Here is a 12303-nt window from a genome sequence, read left to right on the forward strand (position 1 = left end):
GCGGGCACATGGACGCCGTACGAGTCGCTTTGCTGCGTGAGGTGCTCGCCGGGACGGAGTGGCTGGGGGCCACCCGGAGGTTCGCGGGGGTGCTGCGGGGGTCCGTGGTGTCCCACGGGGGCGGCCTGCTGCTCGTGGGCACGCCCGCGTACGAGCCTTGGCATCTGGCGGCGCATCTGACGGACGAGGCCGCGTGGTCGGGTACGCCGGAGCTGGCGCCCACCCTCGTACGCCATGACGCCCGCCCCTCCGACCCGGCGCACCTCGCCGTCGGGCCCGGGCGGATCGAGGCGGCCCGCCGAGGGGAGACCCTGCTGGTGGTGGCCCCGAACGGTCCCGCCGCTCCCCTGCTGGAACGAGTCCACGACGCCCGCCGCGCCGGCGTGACGGTACTGGCACTGGGCCCCCACGAGCAGGATTTGGCCGGCATGGCCCACGAGACCCTCTCGGTACCGGAGGGGGCGGAGCTGGACCTCGACACCGTCCAGCACCTGGTCAGCGCGGCAGCCGGCGAGAACGCCCGGCCCCCCGCCCGGGGCTTCCGCGACCGTCTGTCCCGCCTGGCCGACCTTCTGACGGCTCCACCACCGGCCCGCTGGTGAAAAAGCGGTTGCCCCACATCCACCCTCCGCCGAGCATGACCCCTCGTGACCGACGAGCCCCCCACACCCCCGGCCTCTCCGGCGGCCCCCTCAGGACTGCGCGCCCTGCTCCCCGACCTCGCCCCCTGGCGCGCCTCCGCCGACTTCCGGCGGCTCTGGGTGGCCGGCGTGATCACGAACTTCGGCAGTTTCCTTACGTTCGTCGCCCTGCCCGTCCAGATCAAGGAGCTCACCGGCTCCGCCGCCGCGGTGGGCGCGATCGGCGCGGTGGAGCTCATCCCGCTGATCGTGTTCGGGCTCTACGGCGGCGCGCTCGCGGACGCCTGGGACAAGCGGAAGCTGATCCTGTGGACGGAGGCCGGGCAGGGCCTGCTCGCCCTGGCCCTGCTGGTCAACGCGCTCGCCCCGCACCCCGCCGTCTGGCTGCTGTACGTCGTCGCCGCCGTCTCCTCCGCGCTGGCCTCGGTGCAGCGCCCCGCGCTCGACTCGCTGATGCCGAGGATCGTGGCCCACGAGCACCTGCCCGCGGCGGCCTCGCTGAACGCGCTGCGCTGGCAGGTCGGCGGCGTCGCGGGCCCCGCGCTCGCGGGTGTGGTCGTCGCCTACGCGGGACTGGGCTGGGCGTACGCCGCGGATCTCCTCACCTTCGTCGTCTCCGTCGCGATCGGCGTCGGCCTCGCCGCCTCCCCCGCCTCCCACGAGGCCGCGAAGCCGTCCCTGAAGTCCATCGTGGAGGGCGCCCGGTACGCCTGGAGCCGCAAGGAGCTCCTCGGGACGTACGTCATCGACATCGCGGCGATGCTCTTCGCCATGCCGCTCGCCGTGCTGCCGTTCCTCGCGGACGAGTTGGACGCCGAGTGGTCGCTCGGCCTGATGTACGCGTCGGTCCCGGCCGGCGCGCTGCTGGTGAGCCTGACCAGCGGCTGGACCTCGCGGGTGCACCGGCACGGGCGGATCGTGGTCGTCTCGGCGGCACTGTGGGGGCTGGCCATCACCGCCGCCGGTGTCTCGGGGAACGTCTGGCTGGTGCTGCTGTTCCTCGTCCTGGGCGGCGGCTTCGACATGGTCAGCGGCATCTTCCGCGGGGCCATGTGGAACCAGACGATCCCGGACGAGCTGCGCGGCCGGCTCGCCGGGATCGAGCTGCTGTCCTACTCGGTCGGGCCGCAGCTCGGCCAGGTCTGGGTGGGCGGTATGGCGGCTTGGCGGGGCGTGCGGACGTCCGTGTGGTCGGGCGGGCTGCTGTGCGTGGGCGCGGTGGGGCTGCTCGCGCTGTGCCTGCCGAAGCTGATGACGTACGACGTCCGCACGAACGAGCACGCGGTCCGGTTGCGGGCACAGCGCGAGGCGGCCACGTCGGCCACCCCGGCCACTCCCGCTTCCCCCGCTTCTCCCGCGTGATCAGTCCCCGCGCTGCTCTCCCGCCGGGGCGTCGTGCCACTTGGGGTCGTTCTCCCACTGCAGGTTGCGCTCGCGGGCGCTCTCCATCGCGTGCTCGGCCTCCTGGCGGGACGCGTAGGGGCCGAAGCGGTCCTTGGCGGGGCACTCCGGCCCCTCCTCCACCTTCTTGTGCTCCAGGCAGTAGTACCACTCGCCCGGCTTTCCGACCGTCCGCTTCTTGAACAGGGGCATGACCGGCTCCTCTCGCCTCCGACATGTTCCCTCATACCCGCTGGATAGACTCGCTGGCATGTCTGGCCAGTCGCTGCTCGTTCCAGGGGAGCTGTCCCCCATCCGTTCCGTGCCCGGAAACATCCGCCGGCCCGAGTACGTCGGCAAGCCCGCGCCGACGCCGTACACCGGTCCGGAGGTGCAGACCCCCGAGACGGTCGAGGCGATGCGGGTCGCCGGCCGGATCGCCGCACAGGCGATGGCCGAGGCCGCGAAGCTCATCGCGCCGGGCGTCACCACCGACGAACTGGACGAGGTGGCGCACGAGTTCATGTGCGACCACGGCGCCTATCCGTCGACGCTGGGCTACCGCGGCTTCCCGAAGTCGCTGTGCACCTCGCTCAACGAGGTCATCTGCCACGGCATCCCGGACTCCACGGTGCTGCGCGACGGCGACATCATCAACCTGGACGTGACGGCGTACATCGGCGGGGTGCACGGCGACAACAACGCCACGTACCTCGTGGGTGACGTCGACGAGGAGTCGCGGCTGCTGGTGGAGCGGACCCGGGAGTCGCTCGACCGGGCGATCAAGGCGGTCAAGCCGGGTCGGCAGATCAACATCATCGGCCGGGTCATCGAGTCGTACGCCAAGCGCTTCGGCTACGGCGTGGTGCGGGACTTCACCGGCCACGGCATCAACTCGTCGTTCCACTCCGGCCTGATCATCCCGCACTACGACAGCCCGCACGCGACGACGGTCATCCAGCCGGGGATGACGTTCACGATCGAGCCGATGCTGACGCTGGGGACGCACGAGTACGACATGTGGGACGACGGCTGGACGGTCGTCACCAAGGACCGCAAGCGCACGGCCCAGTTCGAACACACGCTGGTGGTAACGGAGACGGGCGCGGAGATCCTCACACTGCCGTAGGTCTCTTGCCAACCGGCCTACCGTTCGAGGAAGACGCGCCCGCCGATCTCCACCCAGCCGTAGGGCTGCGGCGCGGTGAGGATCTGCGATCCGGCCCCCTGCGTGATGTTGAGGGCCCGCCCGAGCTGCTCCGTCAGCAGCATGGCGGCCGCCCCCGTCGCCTCGTCCTCGTCGATGCCGTCGCCACGGCCGGGGAAGGCGCGGGCGCGGATCCGGCCGGCGGGTTCGTCCTCCCAGGCCCAGGCGTAGACCCACTCGCCGGGCGGGGGGACGGCCAGGTCGTCGACCTCGGCGGCGGTGGCGTACTGGCGCAGGGTGCGCGGTGGGGCCCACTCCGCGCGGGCCTCGATCCAGCTGAACTCACCGTCCTGCCGGGCGCCCACGACACCGGCCGGGGTGACCAGTTCGGGCACGTCGAGCAGCCAGGCCGCACCGACGCAGGGGTATCCGGCGAAGGGCAGGCGCAGGCCGGGGGTGTAGATGTCGACGATCCCGCGCTCGGGGTCGTCGACGAACACCGTCTCGCTGAAGCCGAGTTTGGCCGCCAGCGCCTGCCGCTCGCCCCGCTCCGGCACCGTCGACCCCTCACGGACAACGCCCAGTTCGTTGCCGTAGCCGCCGTTCGGCGCGCAGAAGACGCGGAGCACGTCGTAGTCAGTCACCCGCGCATTGAAACACTACCCGCGATCTTTGAACTTCCTTTGACCTTCCCATGGGATTCGATTTACCCCTGCGTGATCATCTCGCGCTCTTACAGCGTCTATGAGAGGTGAATCACGGCACGCGGGGGTATCGGGCAGGTAAGCCTCAGATAAGTTAGGCGAGCCTCACCAACCTTCGTGAGCTCTGTCACGACCTTTTTGAGCCAGCCGCTGGGAGCCACATGCGTGCCGTCAGACTGTCCGTCGTCACCGCCGCCGCCACCGCGGCGGCCCTGACCGCCGTCACGGGCTGCGCCGATAAGAGCAGCGCGAAGGACGGCGACCACGTGATCAACGTGACCGCCACCGACGACAAGTGCGAGACGTCGAAGAAGGAAGTGCCCGCCGGGCACATAGAGCTCAGCATCGAGAACAAGGGCTCCAAGGTCACCGAGGTCTACGTCCTCTTCCCGGACGACCGTGTCGTCACCGAGCGCGAGAACATCGGCGCCGGCACCAAGCAGCGCGTCACCGCCGAGGTGAAGGCCGGCGAGTACCGGATCGCCTGCAAGCCGGGCATGAAGGGCGACGGCATCCGCCGGACCCTCACGGTCACCGGCGGCAAGGCGGCCAAGCGCGATCCCCGACTGGACAAGGCCGTCGCCGCCTACCGCACCTACGTGCAGGCCCAGGCCGACGAGACGCTGCCGCTGGCCGAAACCTTCGCCAAGGCGGTCAAGGACGGCGACATCGAGGCCGCCAAGAAGGCCTACGCCCCCTCCCGCATCGGCTGGGAGCGCACCGAGCCCGTCGCGGAGTCCTTCGGCGACATCGACCCCAAGGTCGACGTCCGCGAGGACGGCCTGGAGGACGGCCAGGACCCGGCGAAGGACTGGACCGGCTGGCACCGCCTGGAAAAGGCCCTCTGGCAGGACAAGAAGATCGGCGACCGTGAGAAGCAGCTCGCCGGCCGGCTGATCACCGACCTCAAGGACTGGCAGGAGAGGGTCGGCAAGGCCGACATCACCCCCACCTCCATGGCCAACGGCGCAAAGGAACTGCTCGACGAAGTCGCCACCGGCAAGGTCACCGGCGAGGAGGAGCGCTACTCGCACACCGACCTGGTCGACTTCAAGGCCAACGTCGAGGGCGCGCAGAAGTCGTACGAGCTACTCAAGCCGGTCGCGCAGGAGAACGACAAGACGCTGACCACCGAGCTGGACAAGCAGTTCGGCGCGCTGAACACGCTGCTCGACAAGTACCGCGCGGACAAGGGGTCGTACGACTTCGTCTCGTACGACAAGGTCGGCGACGCCGACCAGAAGGAGCTGTCGGACGCGGTCAACGCCCTCGCGGAGCCGCTGTCCAAGCTCGCCGCCGCCGTTGCGAAGTGAAAGTGAGGTAGGGACTCGACCATGACGGACACCGACACCACCTCCACCGCGCCCTCCACCACACCCTCCCGGCGCGCCCTGATCGGCTGGGGCGGGGCCGGGCTCGCGCTCGGCGCCGCCGCGGCCGGGGGCGCGGTCGCGATGACCCGCACCGGCAACGACGTCGACCCGGCCGGCGCCGAGGCGGGCGCCGGCGTCGCCTTCCACGGCGCGCACCAGGCGGGCATCTCCACGCCCGTGCAGGACCGGCTGCACTTCGCCGCGTTCGACGTGACCACCGACGACCGCGCCGAGTTCGTCCAGCTGCTGAAGGACTGGACCGAGGCGGCCCGTCGGATGACCACCGGGCACGCCGTCGGCGAGGGCCCGTACGGCGGCCTCGCGGAGGCACCGCCGGACGACACCGGCGAGGCGCTGGGCCTCAAGCCGTCGCGGCTGACCCTCACCCTCGGCTTCGGCCCGTCGCTGTTCGGGAAGTTCGACCTGGCCGACCAGCGGCCCGAGGCTCTCGTCGACCTGCCGAAGTTCGCCGGCGACAACCTCGACAAGAACCGCAGCGGCGGCGACCTGTGCGTGCAGGCCTGCGCGGACGACCCCCAGGTCGCGGTGCACGCCATCCGCAACCTCGCCCGCATCGGCTTCGGCAAGGTCGTCATCCGCTGGTCGCAGCTCGGCTTCGGCAAGACGTCGTCCACGACCCCCGACGCGCAGACCCCGCGCAACCTGATGGGCTTCAAGGACGGCACCCGCAACATCGCGGGCACCGAGACGGACCGCCTGCGCAAGCACGTCTGGGTGGACGAGAAGGACGGCCCGGAGTGGATGACCGGCGGCTCCTACCTCGTCGCCCGGCGCATCCGCATGCACATCGAGACCTGGGACCGCACCTCGCTGCAGGAGCAGGAGGACATCTTCGGCCGCGACAAGGGCGAGGGCGCGCCGGTCGGCAAGGCCAAGGAGCGCGACGAGCCGTTCCTGAAGGCGATGAAGCCCGACGCGCACGTCCGCCTCGCGCACCCCGACTCCAACCACGGGGCGACGCTGCTGCGCCGCGGCTACTCCTTCACCGACGGCACGGACGGTCTGGGCCGGCTGGAGGCGGGCCTGTTCTTCCTGGCGTACCAGCGGGATGTGCGCAAGGGGTTCATCCAGGTGCAGCGCAACCTGGCCACCGACGCGCTCAACGAGTACATCCAGCACGTGGGTTCGGCGGTCTTCGCGGTTCCGCCCGGCGTCCGCGACAAGGACGACTGGTGGGGCAGCACGCTGTTCTCGAAGGAGGCGTAGCCCGTGTTCTCCAACTATCTGATCGGTCTGCGCGAGGGACTCGAGGCCAGCCTCGTCGTCTGCATCCTCATCGCCTACCTGGTCAAGACGGACCGCCGGGACGCCCTCAAGCCGATCTGGATCGGCATCGGCGTCGCCGTCGCGGTCGCCCTGGGCTTCGGCTGCGCCCTCGAATTCGGCTCCCAGGAGCTGACGTTCGAGGCGCAGGAGGCGCTCGGCGGCTCGCTGTCGATCCTCGCGGTGGGCCTGGTGACGTGGATGGTGTTCTGGATGCGGCGCACCGCCCGACACCTGAAGTCCGAGCTGCACGGCAAGCTGGACGCGGCCCTGAGCATGGGCACGGTCGCGCTGGTGGCGACCGCGTTCCTCGCGGTGGGACGCGAGGGCCTGGAGACCTCCCTGTTCGTGTGGGTGTCGGTGCACACGGCGAGCGACGGCACCCCGCGACCGCTGGTCGGCGCCGCCCTGGGCCTGGCCACGGCGGTACTCCTCGGCTGGCTGTTCTACCGGGGCGCCCTGCGCATCAACCTGGCCAAGTTCTTCACCTGGACCGGCGGCATGCTGGTGGTCATCGCGGCCGGTGTGCTCGCGTACGGCGTCCACGACCTGCAGGAGGCGGGCTGGCTGCCGGGCCTGACCGAAAAGGCCTTCGACATCAGCGACACGATCCCGCCGGACAGTTGGTACGGCACCCTGCTGAAGGGCGTCTTCAACTTCCAGCCCAACCCGACGGTGGTCCAGCTCGCGGTGTGGCTGCTCTACCTGGTCCCGACGCTCGCGCTGTTCCTCTCCCCGGTAGGGTTCGCCTCCGGGAAGGGGAAGGTGAAGTCACCTCATGACCAGGGATCGCAGCCGTCGAAGGCTCCGCAGGCGTGACCGGAACGGACTCATAGCGGTCTCACTGACCGCTTTGTCACTGACGGCGAGTGGCTGCGTGGTGGTGCACGGGGAACGCGAGGCCGTCCCGGCCACCACGCCGGCCGAGGCCGCCAAGGCGCTGGGACAGTTCACGAGTGCGTACAACGCGGCCGACAAGGCCTACGACCCCTCCCTGGACGCCGACCACACCACCGGCGCGCTCGGGGACATCGACGCGGCGCGCCTGAAGGCGGGCAACGCCACCAGCCCGGGCGGCAACGCGCGGCACACCCCGCTGAAGCTGTCGGACGCCCGGTACACGATCCCCAAGAAGGCGGGCTGGCCGCGTTGGTTCGTCGCCGACACCAAGGCCAACAAGGGCGGCGACGCCCGCTGGCTGCTGGTGTTCAGGCGCGACGACCTGTCCGAGCCGTGGCAGGTGTCGTATCTGACGCTGCTGGCGCCCGACGCCGTACCGGAGTTCAAGAAGGACACGGACGGTTTCGCCGAGGCCGTCCCGGCGGACTCCACGCAGCTCTCCGTCCCGCCGAAGGATGTGAGCGACGACTACGCGACGTACCTCAAGAGCGGCGGGAGCAGGTTCACCGACGGCACGCACACCAGCGTGTGGCGGGCGCAGCGGCAGAAGAGCGCCGCAAAGCCGGGGCTCGCGACGCAGTACGTCGACGAGCCGCTGACAAGCGGCGACTACGCGCCGCTGGCGCTGCGCACGGCGGACGGCGGGGCGCTGGTGTTCTTCACCACGCGCCACTACGTCAAGCAGACGGCCGCGGCGGGCACCTCGGTCCCCACGCCGAACAAGAGCGTGCGGGCGCTGACGAAGGGCGAGATCAAGCAATCCCTCACGATGGAGTTCGTCTCCAACGAGGTGGCTCTTGACCCCGGCGCCGCCTCCGGTGACGGAAGGGTGTCGGTACTGGGCCGAATCCAGGGGCTGACGGCCGCTCAGGGCGAGTAGCCGGGCCCTCGGCGACTCTCAGTGGCGCAGTGGCCAGGCGGCGCTCGCCTGGTCGGAGTCCTGCCCCGCGTGACGGGCGCCGGCGTCGGTGAGCACTTCGAGCAGGGTCAGCGGGTCCGGCAGCGGGTGTTCGAGCCCGCGTACCCAGTGGACGGCCTGGCCGTCGTCCCCCGGCAGCCGGGCGGGCGGTACGAGGACGTAGGAGCCCCGGCAGTGCCAGCGCAGGCCGGGATGCTCGTCCATCGTCTCGGGGTGGCAGTCCAGTTCGCAGGGCCACCACTCGTCCTCGTCCTCGGGGGTACCGCGGGTGAGGGTGAAGAACAGCAGGCGTCCGTCGTCGCTCTCGGCGACCGGGCCGACCTCGATGCCCGCCTCCAGCAGCCGCTCCAGTGCCTCCCGCCCCGCTGCGAGGGGGACGTCGAGCACGTCGTGCACCATTCCGGTGGCGGTGATGAAGTTGGCCTGGGGCTGGTGACGGGCCCAACGCTCGATCTGGGCGTGGTCGGTGGTGGACTGCGTCTGCCACGCGAACGACACCGGGTGCCGGGCGGGGGTGGGACAGCCGACGCGGTCACAGGAACACCGGTAGCCGGGTGCCGGATACGCGGCGGGCGCGAGGGGCAGTCCCGCATCGGCGGCGGCGAGCAGCAGGGCCTCACGACCGCCTTCGTCGGCGGTATCCTTGGGGCGGCGTCCCCGCAGCCACTGGGAGAGTTTGCCCTGCCGGCCGGCCCGGCCGCCGAACTCCGCGCTCATCTATCCCCTCGCCTCGCCGTGTGCGGACAGCATGCCCTATCTTCCCACCATCCTGCGCATCGGGGGGCCGTAGCCGTGAATCGGGCAGGTGGGACGAGGGGTACGGATGCACCACGAGGGGACGGTCGGCGGAATCAGCGCGGGGCGAGGCCGTGCAGTGCGTAGTCGACGAGGGTGTCGGTGTACTCGTAGGAGATCGGGCCCGTGTACTGGAGCCAGCGCTGGGCGAGCGGGGAGATGAAGAACTCGAGGGCGATGCGGGGGTCGATCTCGGGGCGGACCTGGCCGGCTTCCTGGGCGGAGTGCAGGCGGTCGACGTACAGCTGGAGGGACGGTTCCATGAGCTTGGCCATGAACTCGCGGCCGACCTGTTCATTGACCACGCCCTCGGCGGCCAGGGCCCGGGAGGGCGCCTCGAACCGGGGATCCGTCAACTGGTCGACGGTGGCCCGCAACACTGCCTTGATGTCGGCGGCGATGTCACCGGTGTCCGGGATGACGTACGGCTCCTGGTCCGACGCCCCCGCGTCCCGCGCCGCCTGTTCACTGAGGTCCAGGAAGGCCTCCAGCAACACGTCGGCCTTCGAGGACCACCACCGGTAGATGGTCTGCTTGCCGACGCCGGCGCGGGCGGCGATTCCCTCGATCGTGATCCTCGGATAGCCGACCTCCACGACGAGTTCGAGGGCGGCGGCGTAGATGGCGCGGCGGGATTTCTCGCTGCGGCGGGCGGTGTCGGGAGCGGACTTCTGAGCGGCCATGGTTCGAACTTATCAGGTTGACAAGACGGAGCGTCTCGCCGGATGGTGGGGACTGTTACACGAGACGATACGTATCGTCACTCCACTTGAGTGAAGGGAGACCCCGATGACACGAGGCGGAGACATGCTGGGCGTCGGCGGCACCCGGAGGAACCTCGGCCGCAAGGCCCTCCGGGGCGGTCGGCAGAACGGCCGCGTGGGCGGCGGCCTCGACCCCCAGGCCCAGAAACGGGAGCTGCTGCGCAAGCTGCAGGAAGGACGCGAGAACCGGCGGTGACCGGTCTCGCGGAATCACTGCTCGGCCGGTGGCCAGGGATCGCCCCAGTCGGCGTCCCTGGCCGCCTTGTACAGATCGCCGTGCCGCTTGGTGACCGTCGACTTCGCCAGCCGTTCGTCGGCCTCGCACAGGTCGAGCAGGACCTGCCCCTTGCGGATCTGCGGACGCCGGACGACACGGGAGGCGGCCGGAGTCACCGGCAGCCGGGTGGCGGCGACGTAGCTGAACTTCTCGTCCTCGTAGGCGAGCGAGCCGCCCTTGACCTGCCGGTGCAGGGAGGAGCGGCTGACCCGGGCCGAGAAGTGACACCAGTCGCTGCCCGGGACGATGGGACAGGCGGCGCTGTGCGGGCACGGCGCGGCGACCCGGAACCCGGCGTCGACCAGCCGGTCACGGGCCTCGATCACCCGGGCGTACCCGGCCGGCGTGCCGGCCTCGACGATCACGACGGACCGCGCGGCGGCCGCGGCGGAGTCGACCAGAGCGGCACGGTCGGCCTCGGTGAGCTCGTTCAGGACGTACGAGACGGTGACGAGGTCGGCCTCGTCGAGCGTGCGGCCCGCCCCGATCCGCGCACGCTCCCAGCGAGCCTCCCGCAGCGCCGGGTTGGCGTCGGCGATCTCCCGCCCGAGGGCCAGCGCGGGCTCGGCCCAGTCGAGTACGGTCACGGACCGCTCCCCGCCCCAGACGGCACTGACCGCCCAGGTGGCCGCACCCGTCCCGCCCCCGACGTCCAGGTGACTGCCCGGCGCCCACTCGGGCACGGCGTCGGCGAACGCCTCCAGCGCCGACCGCACCGCCTCGAAGGTCGCCGGCATCCGGTAGGCGGCGTAGGCGGCCACATCGGCCCGGTCCCGCAGAATCGGCGCGTCGGTCGGCGTGGCCCCGCGGTAGTTGGCGATCAGCCGCTCCACCGCCCCCGCGGCCTGCCTGGGCGGAAGCCCGTCGAGCAGACCGGCAAGGGCACCACGCAGAGACTCGGCGACAGACACGGAAACGTTCACGCGTCGATTCTCGCAGGTGGGCGGAGGCGGCTTGTCGTGAACGGCGGGCGCAGGTCCTCGCACGGACTCAGGCCCCCCGGACCGCCCGCGCCAGCCGGGTCGCCGCCGCTGCCCTGGGCCGGCTGTCCGGTTCCCCCCGATGCGGGTGGACCCGGTTGGTCAGCAGCACGAGGAACGTGTCCGTCGCCGGGTCCAGGACGAGGGACGTGCCCGTGAACCCGGTGTGGCCGGCCGCGCCGCGTCCCGCGAGCCCGCCCATGAACCAGGCCTGGTCGACGGCGAAGCCCAGCCCGGGCGGGGTCAGCAGCAGTTCCACGAAGTCGGGGCCCAGGACGCGGGCGGGACCGTAGGAACCGCCCGCCAGCAACGTGCGGCAGAAGACCGCCAGGTCGCGGCCCGTCGAGAAGAGGCCCGCGTGTCCGGCCACCCCGCCCAGCGCCCAGGCGTTCTCGTCGTGGACGACACCGCGCAGCATCCCCCGGTCCACCTTGCCCCACGGCCGCCGCTGGTCCTCGGTCGCCGCCGCCGTCGGACAGGGATCGAAGCGCGTCGACGTCATCCCGAGCGGCCGGGTGATGCCGTCGTGGAAGAGGACGTCGAGGCTGCGCCCGGTGAGGCGTTCCAGGAGGTGCTGGAGCAGCAGCATGTTCAGGTCGGAGTAGAGGTACGACGTGCCCGGCTCCCGCACCGGCACCTCCCGCCGCAGCATCTCCAGCCGCGCCGCGCCGTCCGCGGCGTCGTACAGCGGCAGCTCGGGGCGCAGTCCGGAGGTGTGGGTCAGCAACTGCCGTACCGTGATGCCGTGCTCGACGACCGCGCGGAAGTCCGGCAGGTAGGCCCCCACCCGCGCGTCGATTCCCAGGGTGCCGCGCTCGATCTGCTGCACCGCGGCGACCGAGGTGAACAGCTTGGTGAGGGAGGCCAGGTCGAACGGGGTGTCGACGGTCATCGGCACCCGGTCCCGGCGTGGCAGTTCCACACCGCGGTCGTGCTCGAGGTCGTAGCGCGCGTACCGCACGGCCCAGCCCGCCGCCTCCTCCACCGCGATCACCGGACCGCGTCCGGCGACCACGACGGCACCCGCCGCCCAGGGCCGCTCCCCGGTGGTGAGGTCGTGGACCTCACCGACCAGGAGTCCCAGCTCCTCGGGGTCGAGTCCGGCCCGCTCCGGTGTGCCGCTGCGCAGTCTCGGTGCG

14 protein-coding genes are annotated in these 12303 nt (G+C 71.2%); 8 read left to right on the forward strand and 6 right to left on the reverse strand.

The window, feature by feature from the left end; all coding sequences use genetic code 11:
* Positions 1 to 8: 8 nt before the first annotated feature.
* Both IG99_RS02695 and IG99_RS02700 read left to right on the forward strand, forming a co-directional pair.
* On the forward strand, positions 9 to 602 hold the full coding sequence (locus IG99_RS02695; RefSeq protein ID WP_037669207.1) for a hypothetical protein: 594 nt from the start codon (positions 9 to 11) through the stop codon (positions 600 to 602).
* Positions 603 to 647: 45 nt separating this feature from the next.
* Positions 648 to 2003: an MFS transporter gene (locus IG99_RS02700; protein ID WP_051864843.1), complete on the forward strand. Its 1356-nt coding sequence runs from the start codon at positions 648 to 650 to the stop codon at positions 2001 to 2003.
* Here IG99_RS02700 and IG99_RS02705 read toward each other — a convergent pair whose 3' ends face one another.
* A complete protein-coding gene (locus IG99_RS02705) occupies positions 2004 to 2234 on the reverse strand; it encodes a hypothetical protein (RefSeq protein WP_037669209.1) in 231 nt (76 codons plus the stop codon).
* 58 nt (positions 2235 to 2292) lie between these two features.
* On the opposite strand from IG99_RS02705, the gene map reads away from it, so the two are divergent.
* On the forward strand, positions 2293 to 3150 hold the full coding sequence (map, locus tag IG99_RS02710; protein ID WP_037669210.1) for a type I methionyl aminopeptidase: 858 nt from the start codon (positions 2293 to 2295) through the stop codon (positions 3148 to 3150).
* Positions 3151 to 3167: 17 nt separating this feature from the next.
* Here the strand turns inward: map and IG99_RS02715 are convergent, their stop codons facing one another.
* Positions 3168 to 3812, reverse strand: coding sequence for a PhzF family phenazine biosynthesis protein (locus IG99_RS02715; RefSeq protein WP_037669211.1), 645 nt, complete (start codon positions 3810 to 3812; stop codon positions 3168 to 3170).
* A 221-nt stretch (positions 3813 to 4033) separates the two neighbouring features.
* Here IG99_RS02715 and efeO point away from each other — a divergent pair, with 221 nt between their 5' ends.
* Genes efeO through IG99_RS02735 form a run of 4 tightly spaced genes read left to right on the forward strand, consistent with a single transcriptional unit; the run spans position 4034 to position 8309 of the window.
* Complete coding sequence (gene efeO / locus IG99_RS02720) at positions 4034 to 5185, forward strand: iron uptake system protein EfeO (RefSeq protein ID WP_037669212.1); 1152 nt, start codon at positions 4034 to 4036, stop codon at positions 5183 to 5185.
* 21 nt (positions 5186 to 5206) lie between these two features.
* Positions 5207 to 6472 carry an iron uptake transporter deferrochelatase/peroxidase subunit gene (gene efeB, locus IG99_RS02725; RefSeq protein ID WP_037669213.1) on the forward strand — a complete coding sequence of 422 codons (1266 nt, stop codon included), beginning with the start codon at positions 5207 to 5209 and terminating at the stop codon, positions 6470 to 6472.
* A 3-nt stretch (positions 6473 to 6475) separates the two neighbouring features.
* Positions 6476 to 7348: an iron uptake transporter permease EfeU gene (gene efeU / locus IG99_RS02730; RefSeq protein WP_037669215.1), complete on the forward strand. Its 873-nt coding sequence runs from the start codon at positions 6476 to 6478 to the stop codon at positions 7346 to 7348.
* Positions 7308 to 8309: an SCO2278 family lipoprotein gene (locus IG99_RS02735; RefSeq protein ID WP_063768280.1), complete on the forward strand. Its 1002-nt coding sequence runs from the start codon at positions 7308 to 7310 to the stop codon at positions 8307 to 8309. Before efeU ends, IG99_RS02735 begins: the two co-directional genes overlap by 41 nt.
* 18 nt (positions 8310 to 8327) lie before the next feature.
* Here IG99_RS02735 and IG99_RS02740 read toward each other — a convergent pair whose 3' ends face one another.
* Both IG99_RS02740 and IG99_RS02745 read right to left on the reverse strand, forming a co-directional pair.
* Positions 8328 to 9065: a bifunctional DNA primase/polymerase gene (locus IG99_RS02740; RefSeq protein ID WP_037669219.1), complete on the reverse strand. Its 738-nt coding sequence runs from the start codon at positions 9063 to 9065 to the stop codon at positions 8328 to 8330.
* A 134-nt stretch (positions 9066 to 9199) separates the two neighbouring features.
* Positions 9200 to 9826 (reverse strand): TetR/AcrR family transcriptional regulator, encoded by a 627-nt coding sequence (locus IG99_RS02745; RefSeq protein WP_037669221.1) that lies wholly within the window; start codon positions 9824 to 9826, stop codon positions 9200 to 9202.
* A gap of 124 nt (positions 9827 to 9950) precedes the next feature.
* On the opposite strand from IG99_RS02745, the gene IG99_RS48585 reads away from it, so the two are divergent.
* Entirely contained in the window at positions 9951 to 10103 is a 153-nt protein-coding gene (locus tag IG99_RS48585) for a DUF6243 family protein (protein WP_234311741.1), read from the forward strand.
* 14 nt (positions 10104 to 10117) lie between these two features.
* Here IG99_RS48585 and IG99_RS02750 read toward each other — a convergent pair whose 3' ends face one another.
* On the reverse strand, positions 10118 to 11107 hold the full coding sequence (locus IG99_RS02750) for a small ribosomal subunit Rsm22 family protein (protein WP_037669223.1): 990 nt from the start codon (positions 11105 to 11107) through the stop codon (positions 10118 to 10120).
* Between the two features lie 67 nt (positions 11108 to 11174).
* Entirely contained in the window at positions 11175 to 12293 is a 1119-nt protein-coding gene (locus IG99_RS02755) for a serine hydrolase domain-containing protein (RefSeq protein WP_051864845.1), read from the reverse strand.
* Between the last annotated feature and the right edge of the window lie 10 nt (positions 12294 to 12303).

This window comes from Streptomyces griseus subsp. griseus (assembly GCF_000720255.1).
GTDB classification, from domain to species: domain Bacteria; phylum Actinomycetota; class Actinomycetes; order Streptomycetales; family Streptomycetaceae; genus Streptomyces; species Streptomyces griseus_I.